Origin of the sequence: Pseudoclavibacter sp. 8L, assembly GCF_902506465.1 — a bacterium.
GTDB lineage: Bacteria > Actinomycetota > Actinomycetes > Actinomycetales > Microbacteriaceae > Pseudoclavibacter.
Genome location: NZ_LR733186.1, coordinates 1284952 through 1311166, shown reverse-complemented (window position 1 = coordinate 1311166; position 26215 = coordinate 1284952). Strand labels below are relative to the sequence as shown.

20 protein-coding genes, 1 tRNA gene and 1 pseudogene are annotated in these 26215 nt (G+C 67.8%); 9 read left to right on the top strand and 13 right to left on the bottom strand.

All coding sequences use genetic code 11. The features are described from left to right. Positions 1-6: 6 nt before the first annotated feature. The 8 genes from GV007_RS12820 to GV007_RS12785 all read right to left on the bottom strand — a co-directional run bounded on the left by GV007_RS12820 (position 7) and on the right by GV007_RS12785 (position 10337). A complete protein-coding gene (locus GV007_RS12820; RefSeq protein ID WP_160073102.1) occupies positions 7-876 on the bottom strand; it encodes an ABC transporter permease in 870 nt (289 codons plus the stop codon). Then, positions 873-1922, bottom strand: a complete 1050-nt coding sequence (locus GV007_RS12815; RefSeq protein ID WP_160073100.1) for an ABC transporter permease — start codon at positions 1920-1922, stop codon at positions 873-875. The genes GV007_RS12820 and GV007_RS12815 overlap by 4 nt, the downstream gene beginning before the upstream one ends. A gap of 26 nt (positions 1923-1948) precedes the next feature. Continuing rightward, entirely contained in the window at positions 1949-3607 is a 1659-nt protein-coding gene (locus tag GV007_RS12810) for an ABC transporter substrate-binding protein (RefSeq protein WP_160073098.1), read from the bottom strand. Positions 3608-3715: 108 nt separating this feature from the next. Continuing rightward, positions 3716-5158, bottom strand: coding sequence for an FAD-binding oxidoreductase (locus GV007_RS12805; protein WP_160073096.1), 1443 nt, complete (start codon positions 5156-5158; stop codon positions 3716-3718). 483 nt (positions 5159-5641) lie between these two features. Continuing rightward, positions 5642-7054 carry a glycoside hydrolase family 1 protein gene (locus GV007_RS12800; RefSeq protein ID WP_104244338.1) on the bottom strand — a complete coding sequence of 471 codons (1413 nt, stop codon included), beginning with the start codon at positions 7052-7054 and terminating at the stop codon, positions 5642-5644. 60 nt (positions 7055-7114) lie between these two features. Then, on the bottom strand, positions 7115-8974 hold the full coding sequence (locus GV007_RS12795; RefSeq protein ID WP_160073094.1) for a beta-glucoside-specific PTS transporter subunit IIABC: 1860 nt from the start codon (positions 8972-8974) through the stop codon (positions 7115-7117). Positions 8975-9161: 187 nt separating this feature from the next. Further along, positions 9162-10079, bottom strand: a complete 918-nt coding sequence (locus GV007_RS12790; protein WP_104342118.1) for a PRD domain-containing protein — start codon at positions 10077-10079, stop codon at positions 9162-9164. Positions 10080-10247: 168 nt separating this feature from the next. Continuing rightward, a tRNA-Ser gene (locus tag GV007_RS12785) sits at positions 10248-10337 on the bottom strand. Positions 10338-10509: 172 nt separating this feature from the next. On the opposite strand from GV007_RS12785, the pseudogene GV007_RS12780 reads away from it, so the two are divergent. Next, positions 10510-10638 (top strand): annotated as a pseudogene (locus tag GV007_RS12780) (integrase core domain-containing protein); the annotation flags it as partial. 349 nt (positions 10639-10987) lie between these two features. Here the strand turns inward: GV007_RS12780 and GV007_RS12775 are convergent. After that, entirely contained in the window at positions 10988-11968 is a 981-nt protein-coding gene (locus tag GV007_RS12775; RefSeq protein WP_160073092.1) for a beta-ketoacyl-ACP synthase III, read from the bottom strand. Positions 11969-12076: 108 nt separating this feature from the next. Next, the gene (locus tag GV007_RS12770; protein WP_160073090.1) at positions 12077-12472 is read right to left on the bottom strand and encodes an META domain-containing protein; all 396 of its coding nucleotides are present in this window, start codon (positions 12470-12472) and stop codon (positions 12077-12079) included. Positions 12473-12511: 39 nt separating this feature from the next. Between GV007_RS12770 and GV007_RS12765 the strand changes: the two genes are divergently transcribed. The 3 genes from GV007_RS12765 (at position 12512) to GV007_RS19065 (ending at position 14435) form a co-directional block, all read left to right on the top strand. Then, positions 12512-12889 (top strand): ankyrin repeat domain-containing protein, encoded by a 378-nt coding sequence (locus GV007_RS12765; protein WP_160073088.1) that lies wholly within the window; start codon positions 12512-12514, stop codon positions 12887-12889. 108 nt (positions 12890-12997) lie between these two features. Next, entirely contained in the window at positions 12998-13498 is a 501-nt protein-coding gene (locus GV007_RS12760; protein WP_160073086.1) for a DUF1990 family protein, read from the top strand. A 40-nt stretch (positions 13499-13538) separates the two neighbouring features. Next, positions 13539-14435, top strand: a complete 897-nt coding sequence (locus tag GV007_RS19065) for a helix-turn-helix transcriptional regulator (RefSeq protein WP_201297690.1) — start codon at positions 13539-13541, stop codon at positions 14433-14435. A 33-nt stretch (positions 14436-14468) separates the two neighbouring features. On the opposite strand, the gene GV007_RS12750 is transcribed toward GV007_RS19065, so the two are convergent. From GV007_RS12750 to GV007_RS12740, 3 genes are all read right to left on the bottom strand, one after another. Beyond that, entirely contained in the window at positions 14469-15683 is a 1215-nt protein-coding gene (locus GV007_RS12750) for an MFS transporter (protein ID WP_160073084.1), read from the bottom strand. 92 nt (positions 15684-15775) lie between these two features. Then, positions 15776-17908, bottom strand: coding sequence for an FUSC family protein (locus GV007_RS12745; protein WP_160073082.1), 2133 nt, complete (start codon positions 17906-17908; stop codon positions 15776-15778). A gap of 20 nt (positions 17909-17928) precedes the next feature. Then, entirely contained in the window at positions 17929-19479 is a 1551-nt protein-coding gene (locus GV007_RS12740; RefSeq protein ID WP_160073080.1) for a response regulator transcription factor, read from the bottom strand. Between the two features lie 501 nt (positions 19480-19980). Between GV007_RS12740 and GV007_RS12735 the strand changes: the two genes are divergently transcribed. From GV007_RS12735 to GV007_RS12715, 5 genes are all read left to right on the top strand, one after another. After that, the gene (locus GV007_RS12735) at positions 19981-21171 is read left to right on the top strand and encodes a metal-dependent hydrolase family protein (RefSeq protein WP_201297688.1); all 1191 of its coding nucleotides are present in this window, start codon (positions 19981-19983) and stop codon (positions 21169-21171) included. Between the two features lie 39 nt (positions 21172-21210). Then, positions 21211-21981 carry an ATP-binding cassette domain-containing protein gene (locus tag GV007_RS12730; RefSeq protein WP_201297686.1) on the top strand — a complete coding sequence of 257 codons (771 nt, stop codon included), beginning with the start codon at positions 21211-21213 and terminating at the stop codon, positions 21979-21981. Next, positions 21978-23933, top strand: coding sequence for a YhgE/Pip domain-containing protein (locus GV007_RS12725; protein ID WP_160073076.1), 1956 nt, complete (start codon positions 21978-21980; stop codon positions 23931-23933). Before GV007_RS12730 ends, GV007_RS12725 begins: the two co-directional genes overlap by 4 nt. A 71-nt stretch (positions 23934-24004) precedes the next feature. After that, entirely contained in the window at positions 24005-25411 is a 1407-nt protein-coding gene (locus GV007_RS12720; RefSeq protein ID WP_160073074.1) for a glutamate decarboxylase, read from the top strand. 77 nt (positions 25412-25488) lie between these two features. Next, complete coding sequence (locus GV007_RS12715) at positions 25489-26214, top strand: hypothetical protein (protein WP_160073072.1); 726 nt, start codon at positions 25489-25491, stop codon at positions 26212-26214. The last annotated feature ends 1 nt before the right edge of the window (position 26215 follow it).

Sequence of the window (26215 nt, the reverse complement as noted above, 5' to 3'; positions counted from 1 at the left end):
GTTCGGTCAGGACGTCTGCCGGAGCCACCGGCTGATGCGGTTGACGGAGAGCACCGTCGCGATGGTGACCAGCGCTGGCCACAGCACGAGCCAGGGCGCCCGCGGGTAGTCCTTGCCGTTGGAGATGAGCAGCCCCCAGTCGGATGCGGGCGGCGGGTCACCGTAGCCGAGGAACGCGAGGCCCGCGATGACGAGGATCGAGAGCCCGAACTGCAGCACCGCCAGCGCCAGGACGGAGCGAGACGCGTTCGGGAGGACGTGGCGGCCGAGCACGTGCCACTTCGACCCGCCCTGGAGGTAGGCGGCCTCCACGAACGTGGCCCGACGCGTCTTGAGCACCTCGGATCTCATGACACGGGCGAACACCGCGACGGCGGAGACGCCAGTGGCGATCGCGGCGTTGATGGTCTGGAAGCCGAGGGAGGAGACGATGACGACGGCGAGGAGGAAGCTGGGGATGGCGAGCAGCACATCCACGAACCTGGCGAGCACCGTGTCGGTCCAGGAGCCGATGAATCCGCCGATGAGACCGATCGCGCCGCCCACGACGACGCCGATGATCACGGCGACCAGTGCCGACGAGATCGAGGACTGCGTGCCGAAGACGACCCGGGCGAACTGGTCGCGTCCGAGGTGATCGGTGCCGAACCAGTGCTGCGCGCTGGGCGCCAGGAACTTGTCGGCGGGGACGCCGTCGACCGGACTGTAGGACGTGAAGACTCCGGGCAGCAGCGACCAGGCGAGCACCAGGACGATGACGACGAACGACAGCACGACCGTCGGGGGGAAGCCGCCGATCGCGCGGACCTTGAACGCGGCCCTGGGACTGCGAGAGCCGGTCGCGCCCGGTGCGGCGTTCAGAACTGCGGAGGTCATACGATGCTCGCCTCTTCCTTGAGTGGGGAGTCGGACTGGGGCGAGGGGGACTCGGGTGCCGACGCATCCGCATCCCCGATGACGGGCCCGCCCTTCTTGCGGTTTCCTTCGATGTCGACACGCGGATCGAGGATCGGGTAGGCCAGGTCGGCGAGCAGGTTGACGAGCACGAAGACGACAGCGGCGAGGCCGACGACCGCCTGCAGCACCGGCAGGTCCTGGCTGGCGACGGCCCGCTGCACGATGCTGCCGATGCCACTGCGCCCGAAGACGGCCTCCGTGATGAGGGAACCGCCGAGCAGCTCGCCCACCGTGAGCGCGAGCACCGTCACCGCGGGCAGCGCCGACGGCTTCAGGAGGTGCCGCGTGAAGAGCCGCCGCTGCGTGAGACCGCGAGAGCGCGCCACCGACGCGTACTCCTGCGAGGACGCGTGGTCGAGGTTCGTGATGAGCACCTCCGCGATCTGCGCGGAGACCGGGATGCCGAGGGCGACGGCGGCGAAGAACGTCGCCCACGCGCTCTCCGGGTCGACGATGCGGAACAGGCCGAGTCCGAACGCGAACACGTTGATGAGGAGCAGGCCGATGACGAAGTTCGGCACCGACAGGAACAGCGACGGGAATGCGCGCAGGATGCCCTGGCCGTAGCGGGCCGGCACCACCTGCGTGCCGAACGCGATGAGCACGGCAAGCACAACCGCCACGAGGAGGGCGCTGCCCGCGAGCGCGAGCGTCGAGGGCAGCGCATCCCCGATGAGGTCGGCGACAGGCAGGTTCGAGCGCAGCGAGATGCCGAAGTCACCGACGACGAACCTCGTGAGCGAACCCCACAGCTGCACGAGCAGCGGCTGGTCGAGGCCGTAGTAGGCCACGATGCGGGCGATCTCCTCCTCCGTGAACCCATTGTCGGGGTTGCGCAGCGTGCTCGTGACCGGGTCCCCCGGCAGCACGCTGATGACGAAGAACGTGAAGACGTAGGCGAGCAGCACGACGATGATCGCCTGGCCCGTGCGCCTCAGCGCGAAGCGCGTGTAGTTGTGTCTCATGCCGATCCCCTCCCGCCGGCCGGGGCCTAGTCGACCCAGGCCGTGGCGTAGTTGGCGTACGCGACGCCGTTGTACGTGACGCCGTGCAGGTTCGGCGACTGCACGTAGACGCGCTGCACGATCTGCGTGATCGGGGCGAAGTAGCCCTGCTCGAGCACGTACCCCTGCAGCTCGTCGGCGAGCGCCGCACGTGCCTCGGTGTCGCTCGAGCTCGAGATGCCCTCGGCGTACTCGTTGAGCTTCGTGTCGCTCGTGCCCACGCCGAACCAGTCCTCGTCGCCCTCGTTGAGGCTCGTGAGGATGCCCGCGACCGTGCCCACGTCGATGAAGCTGCGCGTGATCTCGGTGGCCGGGATCTCGACGCCGCTGTTCAGCACGCGCTCGCCGTACGTGACGACGTCGTACGCCTCGATCTTCACGTCGAAGCCGATCTTCTTCAGCTGCTGCGCCACGAGCTCGTCGACCGACTGCGAGGTGGCGAGGTAGGGGTTCGGGTAGAGCGTCACGGCGAGGGTCTCGCCGTTCTTCGAGCGGATGCCGTCAGCGCCTTCCGTCCAGCCGGCCGCATCCAGCAGCTTCTTCGACTCCTCCGGGTCGAACGCGAAGGCGTCGCTGTGGTCCGTCGCCTCTGGAACGTTGCTCTGGATGAACGTCTCCGCGGCCTCCCAGTCCTCCGTGTACACGGTGGAGAGGATCTCGTCGCGGTCGATGCCGTGCTGGAATGCCTGACGCACCTCGGTCTCGTTGAACGGAGCGACCTGCGTGTTCAGCGCGTAGCCGTTGACGAAGCCCAGGTAGCGGGGAACCGCGACCTCGAGGCCCTCGTCGGCGAGCGCATCCAGCTCCTGCGGGGAGGTGTTGTAGGCGACATCCGCCTGGCCCGCCTGCACCGAGGAGGTGCGAAGCGACGGCTCGGCGACGATCTGGTAGGTGATGGAGTCGAGGAACGCGGGGCCCGTATGCTCGAGCGCCTCCGGACCCCAGGTGTAGTCCTCGCGCTTGGTCAGGACCACGTCCTGCCCCTCCTGCCAGGACTCGACCGTGAACGGGCCGCTCCCAACGAAGTTGCTGAGGTCGGCCTGCTCCTCAGCCGGCAGCGCGATGACGGCCGGGGAGGTGAGGATCGAGCCGTGGTAGCCGAGCGTCGGGATGAAACCGAGGGTGGGCTTCGAGAACTTCACCTCGACGGTCGCCGCATCGACCGCGGTCGCACCGTCGTAGTTCGCGGCGGGGAACAGCCCGATGCGGTTGATGCCGCGGTCGGGGTCGCCCTTGGCCCAGATGTCGAGGTTCGCGACGACCGCCGCGGCGTCGACGGGGGTGCCGTCCGAGAAGGTCACGCCGTCCTTGAGGTGCAGCGTGTACTCCGTCGCGTCGTCGTTCTGCTCCCAGCTCTCCGCGACCCACGGGCTGACGTTGCCCTCGCCGTCGACGTACACGAGCTTGTCGGTGACGTGGCCCCAGACGTGCCCCTGGTAGCTGGAGATGGCGCTGTTGTTGGGGATCCAGCTGTCGCCGAGGGAGTCGATGAGGAACGTGATGTCGCCGCCGTTCTTCGGCTCCCCCTCACCCGCAGCCCCTGGGGCGGCGTCGGAGGTCGCGCAGGCTGCGAGCAGCGACATGCTGGCGAGCACGCCGATGGCTGCGGCGAGTTTCCGTCGGAGTCGTGGGTGTCGTGTCGACATGATGGTGGCTGCTTTCTCGGGGTCTGCGTTGGGGAGAGCGGTGGGACGGTGGGTGTTGGTGCGTGTGCTGGTGAGCGGATGCTCGGGATGGGGCGCTCGGGGCCCGGGTCAGATGGCCTTGCCCGGGTTGAAGAGCGCGGCGGGGTCGAGCGCGCGCTTGATGGCGTGCTGCGCCTCGCGGTTCCGCTCGGACAGCTCGAGGGCTGCGAGGTCGAGCTTCGAGGAGCCGATGCCGTGCTCACCGCTCACGGTTCCGCCGAGCTCGAGCGCGAACTCGGCGAGGGCGACGGCCGCGTCGTGCAGCTGCGGCGGGACGACGGCCGGGTCCGCTCCCTCCGGGATGCGGAGCGTGATGACGGGGTGCAGGTTGCCGTCGCCGGCGTGGGCGACAGCGCCCACCGTGACACCGAAGCGCTCCTCGACGACCGGGAAATGGGCGAAGATCTCGGGGATGCGCGACTTGGGAACGGCGATGTCGCCGCCCGCGAACCACTCGGCGGGATCGAAGCCGCGCCCTGAACGGCGCAGCTCCCACAGGGACTCACCGTCCTCGACGGTCTCCTCGGTGACGAGCCCGCCGACTGCTTCGAGCGCCGCGCGGAGGTCAGCGGACTGCTCGTCGATGCCGTAGCCGTCGAGCTCGATGAGCAGCAGGGCGCCACCGCGGGCGGTGAGCGTGCTGCCGCTGTGCGCGTCGATGTTCGCGAGCGTGCGGGAGTCGAAGAACTCGACGACGCTGGGGCGCACCGTGCTGCGGGTGATGGCGGAGAGCGCATCCGCGCCCGCTGCCGTCGTCGCGAAGAACGCTGACACCGTGCGGCGGGCGACGGGGATCGGACGCAGGCGCACGGTCGCCGCGACGACGATGCCGAGGATGCCCTCCGATCCGACGAAGAGGGAGACGAGGTCGAGGCCCGTGACGCCCTTGATGGAGCGGTGGCCGACGTGCACGAGCGTGCCGTCGGCGAGCACGACGTCGAGCGCGAGGATCGACTCGCGCGTCACCCCGTACTTCGCGCAGCGCAGCCCGCCAGCGTTGGTGGCGATGTTGCCGCCGATGGACGAGATGTCCCAGCTGGCCGGGTCCGGCGCGTAGAAGAGGCCGTATGGCTCGAGGTGCCGGTTGAGGTCGGCGTTGATGACGCCAGGCTCGACCACGGCGACCTCGTCCAGCGGGCTCACCTCGACGACCCGGTTGAGGCGCTCCGTCGAGACGACCAGCTGCCGAGCGTCGGCGGTCGCGCCTCCTGCGAGGCCGGAGCCAGCGCCGCGCGGCACCACCGCGATGCCATGCTCGGCAGCCGTCCGCACGACCACCTGCACTTCAGCCGCCGTGCTCGGGAACGCGACGGCCGGGCCGAGGTCGATGCCAGCGAGGCGGCCCCTCGTGCTCGCATCCACCGCGTACTCGCGCGTCAGAGCCGAGGGCGCGCGCACCTCGAGCTGCGGCAGCTCCGCCTGCAGCTCGTCGATGACCCGCTGCAGGGGCCCCGCTCCCTCGAGCGAGGAGAGCTGTGCGGTCGGCGCTGGGGTGGCGAGCTCGGTGGGCATGCTGGCCTTTCGACGGGAGGCGGGAAGGATCCCTCGAAAGGTACGGAAGCGCTGATGGCGTGAACAGGCGCGGCCGTCGCTTCCCTTCGCCGAACGTTGTGGGGCTTCAGGCAGCGTCACGTTGCGTCATCAACCGCGTCAGAAAGTGGCGCACGCTCGACTCCGAGTTGCCTCACAGGCAACACGCGCGGCGGGCCGCGCCGCGGACAGTCCGGTCGCGCGGTCCGAGACGACCGGTCGCTTCCCGCGTCGACCGTCCAACATCAGTGCAGAAAGTGGCCGAACTCGGCCCTGGGGGCCTGGAACGGCCGATATTGCACTGATGTTGGACAGGCCCGCCCGGCACCCGCCCGGCAGAGCCCGCGCGCTCGCCCGATCAACGCGAAAAGGCGGGCCGCGCGATGTGCGCGACCCGCCTCCTGCGAGTGCCGGCCCCGGCGTCCGGCCGCGAGGGCCGGATACCGGGGCTCGGGATGCTGGCCGTTACGCCTGCAGGCTGCCTCCGTTGGTGCGGATGACCTCGGCGTACCAGTCGAACGACTTCTTCTTGTAGCGCTCGAGCGTGCCGGAGCCGTCGTCGTTGCGGTCGACGTAGATGAAGCCGTATCGCTTGCTCAGCTGCGCCGTGCTCGCCGAGACGAGGTCGATGCAGCCCCACGTCGTGTAGCCGAGCAGCTCGACGCCGTCAGCGATCGCTTCGCCTGCCTGCACGAGGTGGTCGTTGAGGTAGGCGATGCGGTAGCCGTCATCGACGGTCTTCACGCCGTCGATCTCGACGAGCTGATCCTTCGCCCCGAGCCCGTTCTCGACGATGAACAGCGGCTTCTGCCACCGCTCCCAGAACTGGTTCATGACGATGCGCAGGCCGGTCGGGTCGATCGCCCAGCCCCACTCGCTCTTCTCGAGCGTCGGGTTGGGCACGCCGCCCATGATGTTGCCTTCACCGGCGCCGGCAGCGGGATCCGCCGTCTCGGCGATGCTCATGTAGTAGCTGAACGAGATGAAGTCGACCGTGTTCTTCAGGATCTCGCGGTCCTCATCCGTGATGTTGAGGTCGATGCCCTTCTCCTTGAAGAGGCGCAGCGCGAAGCCCGGGTACTCGCCGCGCACGTGCACGTCGCCGAACATGAGGTTCGAGTGGTCGACGTCCATGACCTTGAGCGCATCCGCGGGGCTCGGCGTGAGCGGGTAGACCGGCATGGCGATGAGCATGCAGCCGACCTGCGCATTCGGGGCGACCTCGTGCGCGATCTTCGTCGCGAGCGCCGAGGCGACGAGCTCGTGGTGGATGGCCTGGTACAGGTCCTGCTCGCTGAGCTGCTCCTTCGGCGTGAGGATGCCACCGCTCAGGAGCGGGGCGTGCAGCACCGAGTTGATCTCGTTGAACGTGAGCCAGTACTTCACTCGCGAGCCGTAGCGCTCGAACAGCACTCGGGCGTAGCGCTCGTAGAAGCCGATGAGCTCGCGGCTCACCCAGCCGTCGTACTGCTGCGCGAGGTGCAGCGGCGTCTCGTAGTGCGAGATCGTGACGAGCGGCTCGATGCCGTGCTTCTCCAGCTCGTCGAGCACGCGGTCGTAGAACGCGAGGCCCTCTTCGTTGGGCTCCAGCTCGTCGCCCTTCGGGAAGATGCGGCTCCAGGCGATCGAGAAGCGGAACGTCTTGAACCCCATCTCGGCGAAGAGCGCGATGTCCTCCGCGTAGCGGTTGTAGAAGTCGATGCCGACGTGCTTGAGGTTGTCGTCCGTCGGCCCCTCGGTCGGCGGCGCCATGATGCCCTTCGGCATGACGTCCTGGATGGAGAGGCCCTTGCCCCCGTCGAGGTAGCCGCCCTCGAGCTGGTTGGCTGCGGTCGCGCCGCCCCAGAGGAATCCGTCTGGGAAGTTCGTTGTCGTCATTCGCGTGTCTCCTTCGTTCTGCGATGCGTTGGTGCGTGAAGTCGTGCGGTGTGGATGCGGCTACTTGGCGAGTGCCACGGTCTCGACCGACTTGGCCAGGTACAGCGACTCTCCGTGCGAGATGGGGCCGGTCACCTGGCTCGTGATCTCCGGGTACAGCTCGGAATTCGTGATGATGACGGGCGTCGTGATGTCGTAGCCCGCCGCCTTGACGGCGTCGACGTCGAACTCGATGAGCAGCTCGCCAGCCTTCACGGCCTGACCAGACTCGACCTTCATCGTGAAGTGCTGGCCGCCCAGCTTCACCGTGTCGACACCGATGTGGATGAGCACCTCGGCGCCGTCCGCGTGGCGCAGGCCCACCGCGTGGCCCGTCGGGAAGGCGGCTGCCACGACACCGTCGAAGGGTGCGTAGACGGCGCCGGAGCTGGGGATGACCGCTGCGCCCTTGCCGAGCACACCGCCGGCGAAGACGGGGTCGGACACCTCGGACAGCGCAACCGCGGTGCCATCGAGGGGGCTGCGGATCTCGAGGTCGTTGCTTGCGGCCGTGACGGGAGCTTCCTCATCCACCGGGTCCTTGAATCCGAGGATGACGGTGAGGAGGAACGACACCACGATCGCCGCGACCAGGCCGAGTCCGAGGAAGACCATGTTGCCGTTGCCGAAGAGCGCAGGCAGCGCCAGGCCGGAGGGAACGACGAAGGCGGTGGAGAAGACGCCGCCCATGGCGATGATCGCCCCGCCGAGTGCGCCACCGATGACGCCGAAGATGAAGGGGCGCTTGAGGGGCAGGTTGATGCCGTAGATCGCGGGCTCGGTGATGCCGGCGAGGAAGCCGGACAGCGTGGCGGGCGCGGCGAGCGACTTGAGCTTCTTGTCGCGAGTGCGGACCCACACGCCGGCGACGGCCGCGGACTGCGCGAGGACGGCAGCGAACACGGGGCCGATCAGCAGGATCTGACCTGTTGCCTGGAACTCGAGCGTGAACAGCGGCACGAAGCCCCAGTGGAGTCCGAAGATGACGAAGACCTGCCACAGACCACCCATGATCGCGCCGCCGAGCCATGGGACGTTCGCGAAGATCCAGCCGATGCCCTCGCCGAGCCATCCGCTCAGCAGCGCGGAGATCGGGCCGACGACGACGAACACGAGGGGCACCGCGATCAGCACCACGATCATGGGCGTCAGGAAGCGGCGGACCGAGGAGTGCAGCTTCGCGTAGAGGAACTTCTCCGCGTAGCTCTGCAGCCACACGATGAGGATGATCGGGATGACGCTGGAGACGTAGCTGACCATCGTGAACGGGATCCCGAAGAACGTCAGCCCCTCGGATCCGACCAGTGGAGTGATCGTCGGGTAGACCAGCGCGCCGGCGATCGCGAACGAGGTCCACTCGGAGGCCTTGAAGTAGCGGGCCGCCGTGATCGCGAGCGCCATCGGCAGGAAGTTGATGAACGCGTCAGAGAGCGCGTTGAGGACGAGGTACGTCGTCGTGTCGGTGGCGATCCAGCCGAAGGTCGCCGCGGCGGAAAGGAATGCCTTCAGCAGACCGGTGCCGGCGAGCGCCCACAGCAGGGGGGTGAACAGCGCCGCGATCATCGAGATGAAGCGGTTGAAGAGATTCTTCTTCGGCTCGTCAGGATCGACCGTCGCCGTCTGCGTGCCCGCGACGAGGTTCGAGATCTTGCCGAGCTCGGCGTACACCTCCGGGACCTCGTTGCCGATGACAACCTGGTACTGGCCGCCGGCCTCGGCCGTCGTGATGACGCCCGGGATGGCCTTGACCGCGGCCTTGTCGATCTTCGCATCATCCCTGATCGCGAAGCGCAGGCGGGTCATGCAGTGCACGACCGACTTGACGTTCTCTTCGCCGCCGACGCCCTTGAGCACATCCGCTGCAACTCTTGAGTGATCCATGGGACCGCTCTCCTTCTCCCGCCATCGGCGGCAATTCGGTCTGGAGCCCCTGGGCCGAACCGGCAGATTTTGGGCAACAAAAAAACCTGAACTCGAACACCGCCATTTCGGCGATATGAGTTCAGGTTTTGCCCGCTTGACCGGTAACAATCCAAGGATTCCGCAGGACTTCATTGCCCTGCGGCAGTCACTCTAGCATCGGCTCCACGTCTGTGCCATAGGCAATGTGCTGCGCAAGCCGTTCGATGTGGACGGTCACGTACAGGAGCTCCTCGTCGGTCAGCTCGACCCCCGTCGCCTCCCGCACGTACCCCTTCACCTGCTCGGCGATCGCGAACGAGCGCGGGTACGTGCGCTTCGTGAAGTCGAAGAACGACGAGTCCGTGGAGCGGAGCATGCTGCGCGACACGAGCCGCTGGAGGAGGAACTGGATGTGCAGCACGAAGCGCGCGTAGTCGTGGCTATCGACGTCGAGGTCGACACCGAGGCCGGCTTCGACGGTCACGACCACGTGCTGGACGCGGCGGAAGAGCAGGGCGGAGGTGCCGTCGGGCTCGTCGCGCGTCGAGTTCAGCACGTGCATCGTCAGGAACACGGCCTCCTCCGGCGGGAGCTCCCGGTCGAGGGCCGAGGAGATGACCTTCGCCATGTGCTTCGACGCCGCGAACTCCTGCGGGTGCAGCACGCGCAGCTCCGGCATCGACGTCGCCGGAATGCGGATGCCCCGATCGAGGCGTTCGAGCACGTACTGGATGTGGTCGATGACCGCGAGGGGAAGTCGCTTGCCGAGGTCGCGCCCCAGCATCCGCTCGGCCTCGTCGACCGCGCTCATGACCGCCTCGACCACGGGGTACGGCACGGCGCTCAGCAGCTGCAGGGCCTGGTCGCCCTCGCTGCCCGTCGCGAGCACAAACGTCTTCTCCACCCTCGAGGGGTCGATGAGGTCGCCCGGCTTCAACTGGAAGCCGAGACCGCGCCCCATCAGCACACGCTCCTGCCCGGCCCCATCGATCTGGATCACAACGTTGTTGTTGATGACCTTCGAGATGCCAGGAGTCGGGGAGCTTTCTGCCTTCGAGGAGCTCCTCCTGCGGGATTCGCCCATGATGGGCATTGTATTGCGCCGGGCTCGACGGGAAGCGCGGGCAGCGAGCCGGCTGGGCGCTGGATGCAGGTGGACGCACACGCATGCACGTTGACGCAGATGGATGCACGAAACCCCGGCTCCGAGCTGGGCTCGTACCGGGGCTTCATCTTGGTGTTCTCTGCAGAGCGGAGACGAGGGGATTTGAACCCCTGGTCCCCTCAAAGGGGACTCCACCTTAGCAGGGTGGTGCACTCGGCCGGACTATGCGACGTCTCCAAGACTCACCTATCGTAGCGGGTCGCGGCGCAACTTCCGAACCGAGCGCGAGATTTTGCAGGCCGAGCCCCACGGATAGGTCGATTTCACCCCGTCCTCGGCCGCAACACGGGGTGAAAGCGCCCCATTCGAGCAGCGGCGGAGCGGGAGGGCGGCGACGCGCGAGGGCGGCAGCGATGAAGCCAGAGCCGCGACCTACGACACCTGGCTCCATCACTACAATCACCACAGACCCCACACCGGAATCGGCGGCCAACGCCCCTCAGACCGCGTTCACAACCTCACGGGTCAATACAGCTAGCGTCCGCAGCTCGGTCCCTCGCGCGCGCCTCGCCGTAGCTCGCCCGCCTCGCCTCCCGTGCTTCGGGCTGGGTAAGTCACTTCGTTCGGGGAATCTTCCCGGTACGAAGTGACTTTTCCATCCCGAGACGGGATCTGGCGGGGGCAGCGAGGGGCGTACGGGGTTTGTGCGGGCATGCGCGAGCCGCTCCTGCCCCTCCAGGACTTCGGGCTGGGTAAGTCACTTCGTTCGGGGAATCTTCCCGGCTCGAAGTTACTTTTCCATCCCGAAACGGGATCTCGCGGGGCGAGCAAGCGGGCATGCGCGGAGCTACGGAGTGCCGGGCGCGCGCGGGGGACGCTTGTGGCGTCTACGCGGGGTTGCGGACCTCGGGGAACGCGATGACCTGACCCGAGTAGCAGAATCCGCCGCCGAAGCCGAGCAGCAGGGCGGGTCCACCGGGCTCCGCGACGCCAGCCTCGACCTGCTTGGCGAGCGCGATGGGGATGGAGGCGGCTGAAGTGTTTCCCGAGTAGACGACGTCGCGAGCGACCACGTCGTCGGCGAGGCCGAGCTGTTTGCCGAGGGCGTCGATGATGCGCAGGTTCGCCTGGTGCGGGACGAACGCGACGAGCTCGTCCGCTCGCACTCCGCCCTTCGCGAGCGCATCGATCGCGACGTGCTGCGCCTGCGTGATGGCCCAGCGGAAGACGCTGCGGCCCTCCTGCTCGAAGCGGCCGGACGGCTGCTGGATGCGCACGAGGTTGCCGAGCTCCGGCTGCGAACCCCATGCGACGGGGGCGACGCCGGGAGTCTCGCTGCGCTCGAGCACAACCGCGCCGGCACCGTCTGCCATGAGGATGGCGGTGGTGCGGTCGGTCCAGTCCATGAAGTCGCTCATGCGCTCTGCGCCGATGATGAGGGCGCGGCTCGCGGAGCCGGCGCTGATCGCCTGGTCGGCGACGGCGAGCGCCTGCGAGAAGCCGGCGCATGCCGCGTTGAGGTCGAAGGCGACGGGGTGCGTCGCGCCGATGCGGGTCGCGACCTGCGCGGCCGTCGACGGCGAACGGTCCATGGCCGTCATCGTCGCGACGATGACCATGTCGATGTCCGTGCCCTGAACGCCTGCGGAGAGGAGCGCCTTGACGCCGGCAGCTGCGGCCAGGTCGGTGACGCTCTGCCCGTCTGCGGCAAGTCGGCGCTCGCGGATGCCGACGCGTGACGTGATCCACTCGTCGCTCGTGTCGAGAGTCTGCGAGAGCTCATCGTTCGTCACGATGCGCTCCGGCGACTCGTAGCCGACTCCGACGATGCGCGAGTGCACTGGCTGAGGCTGGGGGAAGGAAAGCATGATCAACGCAGAATCCTACCCTCCGGTCAGTGCTGGTCTCTGTGGGGGTATTCGGAGCGTGCGCGTCGCCCGGATTGCCGCATCGACCGTGGTCGCCCGGGGTGCGCGTCAGTTTCGGGGGAGCGCGCCGATCTCGTCGCCGGCTTCGTTGTAGATCACGAGCGAGTCGCCGTCGACCGAGGCCGACGTGGCGCCGACGAGCCAGGTGTCGACGCCCTCGCAGAACATCATCGTCGAGGCGAGGGCGCCGAACTCGACCTTCCCGTCGGTCTCGCTCCAGTCGCCCATGAGCCGGTTGCAGCCGTCGTTGCCCGTCACCCTGCCGTCATCCGAGAGACGCAGGCCGGGTTCGCCCTGCCCGCTCGAGTCGGGGGTGCCCCAGGTGCCGGCCGCCGACGCGGCTGTCTGCGCGCATCCGCTGAGGAACAGGAGGGTTGCTGCCGCGACTGCGATGCTGACGCCGATGTTCTTCACGAGGGCTCCGATGCTCGGGGGTGTCCACATCGTAGCGAGTCGAGCCGGAGCGGCGGATACCCTGTTGCCATGCCCGAACTGACGCCAGAACAAGTCGAGACGCTGACGGAGCTCGCGATGGGCTGCGCTCGCCGCGGTGACAGCCAGACGCTGGTGGAGCTCATCGAGCAGGGCATGCCGGTCGACCTGCAGGACGCGGCCGGCAACACCGCGCTGATGCTCGCCGCGTACAGCGGCCACGCGGGGGCCGTCCAGGCGCTCATCCGTCACGGAGCCAATGTGGACCTGTGCAATGCGCGGAACCAGTCGCCCATCGCGGGGGCGCTCTTCAAGGGCGAGGATGAGATCGTACGGCTGCTCCGGGACGCGGGCGCGGACCTCGACGCGGGAACGCCGACGGCGCGCGCGACCGCTGACATGTTCGGGCAGACGCACCTGCTGAGCTGACCGTCCCGACGGAGTTTCGGCTCAGGCGGCCGGGCACCTGCGGCGCAGGAACCGAGCGCTTCGGAACCCGAGCTCGCCGAAGAGTTGCCCGAATGCCAGGCTGGGGGCATGGCCACCTCCATTTCGCAGGCGCTCACGCAACCGCACCTCGGCGTGTGGCGTCCTGAGACGGGGCGGCTCCAACGCTTCGAGAAGACGGTCACCCTCGGCGACGGGGATGCGCTGTGGGAGCGCGCCGCGGCAGACGTGCTCTTCTGGCGAGTCAAGACGCGCAGCGGGTTCGAGGTGCACCCGGACGGGGCCCGTGCAGTTGTGGGGGCGCGGCCGACGATCATCGCCGGGTGGGCTGGGGTGCGCATCCAGGAGCCCGTCGAGGTCGTGGCCGTCGTCGACGAGCCGACGAGGGTTGGGTTCGCCTACCGGACCCTCCCGGGGCATCCCGTGCAGGGCGAGGAGGCATTCATCGTCCGGCGAGTGGATGCTCGGGTCGAGTTCACGATCCGATCGCTGACCCGTCCTGCACCCTCGGGGCCTTGGCGCACGCTGTTCCCGCTCCTCCGGGTCGCGCAGATCGTGGCCAGGCGGAGGTACGAGCGCGCGCTTCGGTGAGGCGCGGAACAAGCGCCGGGTCCGTGGTGTTCGACTCAGTGTGACGACGACGATGCTGCAGGCGCCCCCGAGTGACGCGTTCGACCGCGCCCTCGCCTCCCTGGAGTGGACGCTCATCGGATCGCACCGCCATCGGCTCGCTGCTGGGGAGCCGATCGTGCGTCGCCATGCTGGTCCGGGGTTCGTGTTCGTCTTCCGCGGCGGCGTCCGACTCTCGACCTTGGGGGCACCGGTCGTGGACCTCGCGGTGGGTGATCTGGTCTTCTTCCCCAGGGAGCACGTGTCGTCGGTGCTCGCGAGCGTCGAAGCCGAGTTCATCGACGTCGGCTTCGAGGAGGCGCCACAGGCGCAGACCGCGGCCGAGGCGCTGCCGGCGTCTCTGATCGTGCGTGACTTCGCCGGGCAGGAGCCCTCGATGGTGGCGCTCATCGACGGCATGGCGTGCGCTTGGAGTCTCGAGGGCGCACGTACTCGGCCGGGCGACGCCGTGATCTGCAGCCGCATCGCGACGACCATCGTGTCGACGGCGCTCCGCGCCTGGAACGAGGCCGGATGCGCGCCGGCAGGCTGGCTGCGTGACGTCACCGAGCCGCAGCTCGCGGCTGCCCTCGAAGCCCTCCACCAGAAGCCGGGCGACCCGTGGACGCTCGACGAGCTCGCCCGCGTCGCGCGGATGTCGCGCTCGGTCTTCGCCGCGCGGTTCCAGGAGTCCGTCGGCGAGACGCCCATCGGATACCTGACGCGCGTGCGCATCGAGACGGCCAAGGGGCTGCTCCTGCGGAGCGAGCTGACGATCGGGGCTGTCGCGAGCGGACTCGGCTACGAGTCGCAGGCGGGCTTCAGTCGCGCGTTCCAACGGCACACGGGTTCCACGCCCGGACGCTGGCGTGCCGAGGCGCGATCACGGTCGGAGCGAGGAATGCGCGCCAGCTCCTGACGCGCATCCGCTCGACCTGGCCAAGCGAACCGCTCAGCTGGAGCGGCCGGGGAAGCGCGCGCTGCCGAAGATGAGACCGCCGACGATCGCCGATACGGATGCGACGACAAGTGCGGGCGTGACGCCGATCAGGTCGATGAGCAGGCCGCCGACACCGGCACCGAGGGTGATGGCGAGCTGGAAGCCGGCAACCGAGAGCCCGCCACCCGATTCCATGCGGTCGGGGACCAGGCGACCCATCCACGTTCCCAGCGTCGTGAGCCAGCCCCCGAACCCGATGCCCCACGTGGTGACGGCGACCGCGACGAGCCAGATCTGACCGGGTGCGAGCGCGACGATGCCGATCGAGACGCCGATGAGGAGGGGCACGGCGAATCGCAGCACGGCGAGGTGCCGGTCGACGAGCAGCCCCACGACGAAGTTGCCGATGACGCCGCCGATGCCGAAGGCGACGAGCAGGGCGGCGACGCCGACCCCGTCGAGTCCGGGCACTCGGTCGATGGCGAGGCGGATGTACGTGAAGGCCACGAAGTGGCCGAGGACGGTGAGGATGTGTCCGGTCAGTCCCACGCGGATGCCGGGGACGCGGAGCGTCTCCACGAGCGAGCGGAAGCCGCCGCTCGATGCGGTCGGGGGAACGTGCGGGAGGGCCAGTCGCAGCGCGATCGCGACGACGACGGTCACGATGGCGACGCTCGCGAAGATGAGGCGCCAGTCCATGATCGTGCCGAGGTAGCTGCCGAGCGGCACGCCGGCGACGGTCGCGACCGTGGTGCCTGTGTTGACGAGCATGATGGCCCTGCCCAGGTGCTTGGGCTGGGAGAGGCTCGCGGCGATGGCGATGGACATGGCCCAGAAGGCGCCGAGCGCCGCGCCGAGCAGGAGCCGGGCGATGAGCAGGAGCACGAACCCGGGCGCGACGGCGACGACCGCGCTCGAGAGCGCGGCGGCGCCGGCGAGCACCACGAGCAGGGTGCGACGGTCGAGGCGGGGCACGAGGATGCCGATCGTGGGGGCCGTGAGGAACCCGACGAACGCCGTCACGGTGACGGTCTGCCCGGCCTGCCCCTCCGTGATGCCGAGGGAGGCGGCCATGGACGGCAGGAGGCTCGGCGGGAGGAACTCGGCGACGACGAGGACGAAGCTCGTCGCCATCATGGCCGCGATGGCGGCCCACGCCGTCTTTGGGGGAGTCTGCGTCTGAGGAGTCTGCGTCGCAGCGACGGTGGGGATGGTTCCTGTGGTCATGTGCCAAGCATCCTCGAACTCGGGGTCGAGCGTGTGACCGTCCGTCCGATTCGTTGCACCGATCGTCCGCCGCCGTCAGAGTCGCCGCCCCGTCACACGGGTGGCACGGTCACCTTGAGTGCGCGCTTCCTGTTCCGTCCACCGCGCTCGAGGGGCAGCTCAGTCGTGCTGTCGTCGATCACCTGGGCGAGCGTCCAGTCCATCCGGAGCAGCGCGATCAGCGCTTCTCCGGAGGGTGATCTGGGGTCGAAGGAGCTGGCCTGGTCCTGCAGCAGGGCGTTGACCGACTGGTGGTCGTCGGCGTCCCTGTCGATCGCGGGCTGGCCACGAGCCTCGGCCAGCGCGTGGCGGGCGGCGGATGCGCGCGCGGCGACCCTCGAGATCGCGGCGGCCACCAGCGGGTCCGGCCGGGCGAGATCGCCGTCGAGCTGGACGAGACGAGCTGCGGATCTCGTGGCGATGTACATGAGGTGCACGGCGTTCCCTGTTCTCCTCGGGCCGGTGACGAGGAAGGCCGTGGACATGCCGGAGACGGCGGTGTCGACGTCGCCTTGCGCGAGCTCCAGCGTGCGAAGTCCCGTTCGGAGCGCGGTGGTCGTGACGGGGTTCACCGGGGTCGCCAGCAGTCTGCCGAGGAGTGCATCCAACGCGTCCAGGTAGGCGTTCACCTTGGCGTCCAGCGCCGGTTTCGAGCTGGACGAGAGGATGAGGTAGGCGCAGAGCACGCCGATGACGCCGCCCGCGATGGTCTCCTCGATGCGAGTCTCGAGGACGTCGGCGCCGAGCTTCCCGAGCAGGCGGTACAGGGCGACGAGGATGGTCGTGGTGAAGAGCGCCGAGTAGAGGTAGTTGAGCGGCCCGAAGTAGAGCGCCCCGAAGACGCCGAGGACGCAGATCGCGCTCAGCACGTTCACGTTCCCCGAGGCGAGGGCCACCGCGGCGACGCCGACGATGATGCCGATGGCGGTGCCGAGGATCCGACGGAAGGCGCGCGTGAGGATCCCGCCTCTTGTGGTGGTTCCGGCGAAGATCAGGGAGGCGGTGATGACCGCCCAGTACCAATGCGAGGCGGAGATGGCCTCGCCGACGATGGATGCGATCGATGCGGCGGCCATGGCCTGCACCGTCATGCGCGTCCAGGGATCTTGCTTCGGGGCAAGCGAGACGTGCGGCTGTGCCGAGCCTGAGCCAGACCTCGGCCTCGGGTCTGGTCGCGTGTCGACGATGGTGAGCTCTCGCAGCCGGGCGTGCGCGTGAACGCAGCGCGCGATGAGGTAGCTCGCGAACGTCGCCCCGAGACGGGTGCCGCGTTGCGAGGGTCGATGCGCGATGATGTCCGTCGCCCACTCGGTAGCGGCGCTGATGTCACGCGCGGGAGCACGCTCGTCGAGCACCGTCCGGAGGTGCGCGAGATCCCGATGGAGCTGGGTGGGCAGATCGGTGGCGCTCGCGGTGAGGCGGGCCAGCAGGTAGCAGAGCTCTTGAATGTCGACGCGGGCGTCGAGGACCCGATCGCCGAGCGTCCTCGGGTCACCGTCCGCGTGCAGCTCGGCGTCCGAGCTCCGCTGCCACGCGTCGATGGATTCGCTGGTCGCGTCTATGCGCGCGAGCCTCAGGCGCATGGTTCCGGGGCGACCGGGGCGCGAGGCGGCGTCGAGCGCCGACTCCGACGCGGCCCGCAGCTCTCTGAAGAGCAGCAGCAGCTGCCGCCTGGGTCTCTGCAGGAGAAGCGCCGCGCGCGCGCCGAGCTGTGTCGTGCAGGCGAGGAGGGCGATCAGGCACAGCGCCGGCAGCTGATCGTGCGTGGGCTTCATGAGGAGCGCGAAGAAGCACCCCATGAAGGCGACGGTGCCGAGCGAGCCCGCCCTGGCGCCGTAGCGGCGCACCCAGACTGCGGCTCCGCTGACGAGGATGAAGGCGCCGATCGCGAGGATGCGGTTCGGGGCGAGGAGCGCTGCGAGGGCGATCACGGCCACCGAGACGGGAATGAGGAGCGTCGTCGTGACGAGGCGCTCTCGTGGCGAACGATCCTTGACCGAGGCACCGGCCATGATCGACAGGAAGATGCCGACGCTCAGGAGCGAGCGCTCGGCGTGGAGCTGTCCGATGAGCTGGTTGGTGAGGAGCGCGCTCGCGAGGACACCGAGCGAGACGGCGGTGGCCGTGGTGAGTCGTGCACGGGCAGGGTCGCGAGCTGCCAGGAGCAGGCGGAGGGTGTTGCGCATCAGCTCACCCGCTGCTGAACTCAGCGGTTGTCGTCGTCGACGGAGATGAGCTGCAGGGTGAGCGCCGTCTGGATCGCCTCCGCGCGGTTCGAGCAGGCGAGCTTCCGGTAGACGGATCTGAGCTGGGACTTGATGGTGTTCGGGGACACGTGCAGCTGCGCCGCGATCTCGGCGGTGGTCAGCTCTCTCCTGAGCGCGGTGAGCACGCGGAGCTCGCCGTTGGTCAGGGTGGGCCGCGTCTGCACCATGACGTGCGTGATGCCGGTGACGGAGACGTCGAACATCGGGTGCATGGAGGCGTCGAGCTCGCACCTCACGCTCGAGAGCACCTCTCGCGGGATCTGGCTCAGGATGCGCCGGGAGTTGCCCCGCTGCACGATGTGCGCGACGCGCTGGGCGGTCGCCGGATCGATCGAGTCGGCCCTGGCGATGGAAAGCCAGGCGGAGAGGATGATGCGCTCCGTGTGCTGGGCCGGTGCGAGCGTTCGCTGCTCGGACAGGCGCCGCAGGTGCGTCTCGGCGAAGTCGAGCTTGTCGTCGGCGATGGCGAGGCGGATGGCGGCGCTCGTCTCGAGGAACCCCTTCTGCTCGGTCCGGTAGGCGGCTGCTCTCGCCTGCGTCTTCGAGCCGAGTGCCCAAAGCGCGTCGATGGTCGCGGCGTTCATGACGTCGATGGCGAGCGAGCCGTGCTGCTCCGTGTGTGCGTCGCGCGCGAGGTGCACGCACTCGAGTGCCTCGTCCGGTCGCTTGCGGGCGAGCAGGGAACGCGTTCGGGCGAGGAGCCCGTACGGCCAGGTCACCTGCAGGCTGCCGAACGAGTCGAGCTTCGCGAGCAGGGGGTCGATGTCGTCGATCATCCGCTCGACGCCGATGAGGGCAGCTGCCGTGTTCTCCGCGAAGCGCGTGGGCTCGATGTACGGCGCGCACGGCTCGGGCAGGAGCGGCAGTTCAGCGAGGACGCGCTCCGCTTCCTCGAGCGATCCCCGTTTCGCGTGGGCGAGCGCGACCCGTGAGAGGGCGAGCCGCCTGGCGTCCGGGCGGCCCGCGATCTGGCCGATCTCCGCTGAGGCGGCGAGCTCGGTCAGCGCGGGCCCCGTCTCTCCGGCGGCGAGCATCGTCGAGCCGATCTGCTGGTGGTAGAACCACAGCGGCCCGTCGGCCCGCTCGCGGAATCCTGTTCCCCGCGATCTGATGCGGTCGGCGAGGCGAGCAGCGTAGGCGAGTGCGGCGGTCACATCGCCGCTGTACCGGAAGGCGATCATCTGCGCGAGCGTGAGCATGTCGACCTCGTCGGTGGTCATGCTCTTGACGGTTTCCGGATTGAGGTGCGGTTTAAACGGGGTTCGTTTATGGGCGAGAACCGGATTCACCCGGTGAAGAATCCAAAGAACCGGGTAATTTTCGAGAAGTGACAGCGGGATCTTCTCTATAGCGTGGATGAGATCCAGGTAGTGCTTGTCGAACAGTGGCCAGATGTGCGCCATCGCGGCCTGTGCGATCTTGCGCGGATTTCCCGTCTCCACTGCGGCGTCGAGCTTCTGCTTGGAGTCTGCGGCAGTGGCTGCGGTCATGAATCGCCATTCTCTGGGGGAAGTGCGGGGCATTTTCGATGGTTCGGCGAGAAAGTGTTTATCTCATGGTAAAAACATGTTCATCGATCGACCGTCCGTCTTCTCAAGGGTCTCTTCGCCCCTCTCGGAGTGGGGAGAAGGGACGGGTGTGATGGCTGTAATTCCCGCAGAGTCGGCGTCAGCGGCGACTGTCGATACGGGTCGGTGGGTATCTTGTCCGAAGAAACCTATCCTGAAATGAACGCGTCACGCGACCCTCGAGCGTGTCGTGACGAGCGGTGTCGCGAACGCCTTTGGAGCGCGGGGTGAAACCCGGGGTGAAGCGTCGGGTTACACCCCAGGTTACGAACCGGGTGAAATTCTCTGGCAGTCGCGGTACATTTTTTCTCTCGGGTTACTGTGGCTTTCATGCCCCAGGATGCGGATAACCCTCCACGAATCATCATTCGAAATGCCAGGCTTTTCGATGGGATAAGTGAACGTGTTCGCGATCATGTGGACGTGCTTATCGAGGGGGCGCGAGTGCTCGCGATCTCGGAATCTCCTCTGGCGAGCAACTCCCCGGACGGCGCGCGTGAGATCGACGCCCACGGCAGATTCCTCATGCCCGGGCTCACCGACGCCCATGTCCACCTCATGGGCAACGCCAACAGCATGAACGACTTCCTGCAGGCGGCGACGGGCGAGCTGTACGGCAACACGATCGCGGAAGCCAAGAAGATGCTGCTCCGCGGTTTCACGAGCGTGCGCGACATGGGTGGCGACACCAGCCCGATCAAGACGCTCATCGACCGCGGCGTGCTCGAAGGGCCGCGCATCTTCCCCAGCCAGGCCATGATCTCCCAGACCTCAGGCCACGCCGACTTCTCGTTCGTCTACGAGGAGCCGAGCGAGTTCGGTGGCAGGCCCGCACGCACCGAGGACATCCACTTCACGAAGGTTGCGGACGGAGTCCCCCAGGTGCTGACCGCGGTGAGGGAGCAGCTGAAGACCGGCGCGAGCCAGATCAAGCTCACGCTCGGGGGCGGTGCGGCATCGCTCTACGACCCGCTCAGCACGCTGCAGTACACGCCGGAGGAGATCCGCGCAGCGGTCCAGGCTGCTGCCGACTACGGAACCTACGTCGCCGCGCACGTCTACACCTCCGCGGGAGTCGCCAGGGCGCTCGACTGCGGTGTGCGCTCGATCGAGCACGGCCACCTCATGGACGAGGCCACCGTCAAGCTCATCCGGGACGCGGGTGCCTGGCTCTCAGTGCAGCCCTTCGCGGAGGACGACCACCACTATCCCGACCGCGATCGCGCGCAGAAGAACGCCGAGATCTGCCGAGGCACAGCGCAGGTCTACGCCTGGGCCAAGCAGCATGGAGTGCAGACCGCCTGGGGCACCGACCTCCTGCTCGAGCCCGGAGCGGCCGCGAGGCAGAGCGTCATGGCAGCTCGACTCGGCGAGTTCTACAGCCCGACCGAGGCGCTCCTGATGCTGACCTCCGGGAACGCGAGCCTCTTCGAGATGGCCGGCGAGCGGAACTCGTATCGGGACGCGAAGCTCGGCGTCATCGCCGAGGGAGCCTGGGCCGATCTCATCCTGGTCGACGGCGACCCGCTCTCCGACCTCTCGCTCATCGCCGAGCCGGAGCTGAACTTCCCACTCATCGTCAAGAACGGCCAGATCGTGAAGGACGAACTCTGATGCTGCATGTATCCGGACCATCGAACAGGAGTGCCTGACGTGAGCGATGTGACGCAGCTGTTCGGTGACCAACCGCTTCCCTTGACCCGCGCCGAAGGCGAGGCGGCGGTCGGCGACGTCATCCTGAACGCCGACGGCATCGAGGTGAAGGCGTCCTGGGGCCACATCTTCGGGCCGGTGAACCTCACGATCCGGTCCGGTGGAGTCACCGTGCTCGTCGGCGCGGGCGGCCGGGGCCGGACAGCGCTGCTGCTCACCCTGGCCGGGCGCATGAAGCCCTCGAAGGGGCAGCTCGAGTCGTTCGGGCGGGTCAACGACGCCCACCACCTCTTCAAGCAGGCTGCCCTCGCCAACATCGACGAGGTCGATGGCATCGGCCAGACCATCCGAGTCCACGACATCATCACCGAGCAGATCCGGTGGGGAGCCAGAGGGGCCCGCTGGGTGCGGCAGTCGAAGCAGGCGGACCTCGAGCGCATCTGCGCCCCGGTCTTCGGCGAGTACACCCTGCCGACCATGGACGCGATGGTCGAGGAGCTTCCGGAGCTGACCGGAGCGCTGCTGCGCATCGCCGTCGCGAACACCCGCAAGCCGCCGATCCTCGTCGTCGGGGGTATCGACAAGCTCGCGAGCATCGAGAGCTCCCACAAGCTGCTCGAGCGCCTCGTCGAGCTCGGCAGGGAGCAGACCGTCATCACCGCAGACGTCAACGGCGTCAGCCCAGATTCTGGAATCCGCGACCAGTTCCTCGTGGAGAACCTGACGAACAAGGAGTTCGCCGTGCTCGAGCGAGAGGCTGATGGGCGATGATCGCTGCGTTCTCACCAGGAAGCGACTTCAAGCGCTACTACCGTGGCCGCATGCCGCGGCTCGCGCTCGCGGTTGTCATCCTCATGCCGCTGCTCTACGGCGCGCTCTACCTGTGGGCGTTCTGGAACCCGTTCGGCAACGTCGACAAGATCCCGGTCGCGATCATCAACCTCGACCGGGGCGCCACGGTCGAGGGTGAGCCGCTCACCGCCGGCGACTCGGTCGTGCAGGGCCTCATCGACTCCAAGCAGCTGGACCTCACCGAGACGAGCGAGCAGGACGGCGTCGACGGCCTCGCCCACGGCAAGTACTACTTCACGATCACGGTGCCCGCCGACTTCAGCGAGGCCGTGGCGTCGGTGACCACCAACGAGTCACGCTCCGCGCAGCTCGAGTTCACCTACAACGACTCCAACAACTACCTCTCGACGGTCATCGGCCAGGACGCGGCCGAAGAGGTCATCGTCATGGTCAACCAGCAGGTCTCGGCGCAGATGTTCGACCAGGCGCTGGCTGCCGTCAGAGCCGAGATCCCGACGCTCAAGGAAGCCGTCAGCAGCGTCGACGAACTCAACTCCGGCATGCAGACGGCGAATAGCGGTGCGAAGGAGATCGCGGACAACCTGGTGACGGCGAAGGACGGGTCGGCCACACTCGCCGGTGCTATCGACACGCTCGACGAGGCCGTGCAGGGCGCCGTGACCCGAGTCGACAACGCCATCGCCACCTCCGGCATCACCGGCGCTGAGCTGCGAGACCTCTCGGCGGATGTCGTCACGAGCACGAACACCATCGCGACGGCGCTCAACGAGGCGGCTGCTGCGCAAGCGCGAGCCGACACCGAGCTCGCGACCATAATGACCGAGCTCGCAGCAAGCGACGATCCGGTCGAGCAGGCGATCGCGGCCCGCCTCGAGAGCGTGCACACGCACATCCAGGACTCCAGGCTGACGGAGGAGTTCGTCACGGTCTTCGACACCCTGCACACCGACATGAACCTGCTCGCCGGCGAATTCAATGATCCAGACAGCCGCGTCAACGTCATCATGACGGCCATCGAGGACGGCGCCGTGCAGCGCGACCTCGCGACCGCCTCCTCAGACGCGGAGCAGCTGCGCTCCGGAGCTGATCAGCTGGACACCGGCCTCGGTGAGCTCTCCGCCGGCGCCGCACAGCTGTCGTCTGGCACCGACCAGCTCGCGGCTGGCACGATCGAGCTGGCCGATGCCGCCGATACTGCGCTCAACCTGTTTCCCGACTGGGACGAGGACCAGCAGTCCAACTTCGTGCAGGCGCTCGCCCAGCCGGTGGAGCTGAAGGAGACGATCAACAACGAGGCCAAGACCTTCGGCTACGGCTTCGCGCCGTTCTTCCTCGGCCTCGCGCTCTTCGTCGGCGGCATCATCGCGTGGATGCTCTTCACCCCGCTGCAGGCGCGTCCGCTCGCCCAGGGGCTCGGTTCCTTCCGCGTGATCCTCGCCTCGTACGTGCCGACCGTGTTCGTCGGGTTCCTGCAGGCGACCATCCTCTACCTGGTCATCTACTTCGGCATCGGGCTGCATCCCGAGCACACCTGGGGAACGTACGGGTTCCTCCTGCTGATGGTGATGATGTTCATGGCGATGATCCAGATGTTCAACGCGGTCTTCGGCCCGGCAGTCGGACGCGTGTTCACGCTCGCCTTCCTCATGATCCAGCTGACCTCCGCCGGCGGCATCTATCCCGTGCCGACGACCACCAACGTGTTCCAGTACATCAACGTCATCGACCCGATGACCTACACCAACAACGGACTGCGGCAGCTGATCCTCGGCGGCATCGACGACCGCCTGCTCACAGCGATCATCGTCATCCTCTCCATGACCGTCGCCTTCATCGCCATCTCGACCTGGGCCGCGAGAAGGAACCGGCAGTACAACATGGACCGCCTGTATCCGCCGGTGGAGGTCTGACCGTGTCAGCATCACCACGAACCCCCAGTACTTCCACGAAGTCCCCGTCCGAACGAGAAGAGAGAGTTCCCATGGAGAAAAGCACCAGCAACGGCCACCACCGAAACATCAACCCGGATCTCGACGTGAACCCCGTCTTCGTTCGACCCGGCGAGGCGACGGTCTTCGACAAGTTCAAGCTGCCGGCAGACCAGAGCCTCCCGGAGACGGCCTACCAGATCGTGCACGATGAGGCCATGCTCGACGGCAACTCGCGCCTCAACCTCGCGACGTTCGTGTCGACGTGGATGGACGACGAGGCGAAGAAGCTCTACGCCGAAGCCGCGGACAAGAACATGATCGACAAGGACGAGTACCCGGGAACGGCGGCCATCGAAGACCGCTGCTGGCGGATGCTCGCCGACCTCTGGAACGTCCCGGACGTCGCTGACACCATCGGCACCTCCACGATCGGATCGTCGGAGGCCTGCATGCTCGGCGGCCTGGCACTCAAGAGGCTCTGGCAGGAGAAGCGGAAGGCGGAGGGGAAGTCGACCGAGAAGCCCAACCTCATCATGTCGGCCGCGGTGCAGGTCGTCTGGGAGAAGTTCTGCAACTACTGGGACATCGAGGCGCGGTACGTGCCCGTGTCGCCCGACCACCTGGTGCTCGACGGCCACGAGCTCGAGAAGTACGTGGACGAGAACACCATCGGCGTCGTCGCGATCCTCGGACAGACCTTCACCGGTCTCTACGACGACGTCGTGGCGATCGCCGCGAAACTCGACGAGATCCAGGCCGCGACCGGCAACGACGTGAAGATCCACGTCGACGGCGCATCCGGCGCGATGGTGGCACCGTTCTGCCAGCCGGACCTCGGCTGGGACTTCGGGATCGACCGGGTGAACTCGATCAGCACGTCCGGCCACAAGTACGGGCTCGTGTACCCCGGCGTCGGCTGGGTGGTGTGGCGCAACACGGCGGTGCTCCCCGAGAGCATGATCTTCCACGTCAGCTACCTCGGCGGCGACATGCCGACCCTCGCCTTGAACTTCTCCCGCCCGGGCGCTCAGGTCCTGCTGCAGTACTACCAGTTCCTCCGCCTCGGTCGCGAGGGCTACCGGCTCGTCCAGCAGAACTCGATCGACGTCGCCACCTACCTCTCCTCGGAGATCGAGAAGATGGGGCCGTTCGAGCTCGTGAGCCGCGGGGACACGATCCCCGTCTTCGCCTGGGTGCTGAAAGACGGCCACACCGGCAACTGGAGTCTCTACGACCTCGCCGACCGGCTCCGCATGAAGGGCTGGCTCGTGCCCGCGTACCCCATGGCCGACAACATGGGCGACGTCATCCTCCAGCGCATCGTCGTCAAGGTCGGCCTCAGCCGCGACCTCGCGTCGTCGCTCCTCGCGGACATCCGCGGTGACGTGGAGTACCTCGACTCCCTCGAGACGCCGCTGCCGCGCGAAGCCGGCCGCGGCGTGCACTTCCACCACTGAGATCAGCGGCCGCGCGGGGGAGCCGAGCTGCTCTCCCGCCGGCCCTCGCCCACGAGCAGGAGACGGAACCCACGGACATGACGAGCGCAGCCACCTCCCCTCGCGAGCACACGGGACCCCTCGGCGCCACTGGGAAGCTCCTCGTGCCGACCGTCGTCAAGCAGTGCTGGCTCTTCATGGTGGGCTCCGCGCTCTTCGCGCTGGGCTCCGCGCCGGTGCTCAGCGAGCAGATGGGCTCGCAGCTCTCGAACCTGTTCTTCTTCGTCGGGGCATGGTTCTTCACCTCAGCCGGCCTCATCCAGCTCTTCCTCAGCGGCGCGGTGGCGGTTCCCGTCTCCTACGCCCCCGGCCGAATGGTGAGAGCTGAGTGGCTGACGGCGTCCACCCAGTCGTTCGGGACGCTGCTCTTCAACGTCAGCACGACAGCGGCGCTGCACGCCAAGTCGCTGGCCAGCCAGGAGAAGCTCGTGTGGAACCCGGACGCGGGCGGGTCGGTCGCGTTCCTCGTGAGCGGATGCGTCGCCTTCATAGCGTTCGCGCACACGAACCAGACGTGGAGCGTGCGTTCGAGCGCGTCCTGGTCCGTGGTCATCAACTTCGTCGGCTGTGTGGCCTTCGGCGCCTCCGCGGTCGGTGCCTACATCCTTCCTGGCGGGGCGACGATCAACGCCTCGCTGGCGACGTGGGGCACGTTCATCGGCGCGGTCTGCTTCTTCCTCGCGTCCCTCGTCGTCCTGCCAGGGGCGACGAAGGCCGGTGCGACTCCGGCTCGCGACGGCTCCAGTGTCGGACGGAACGCCTAGG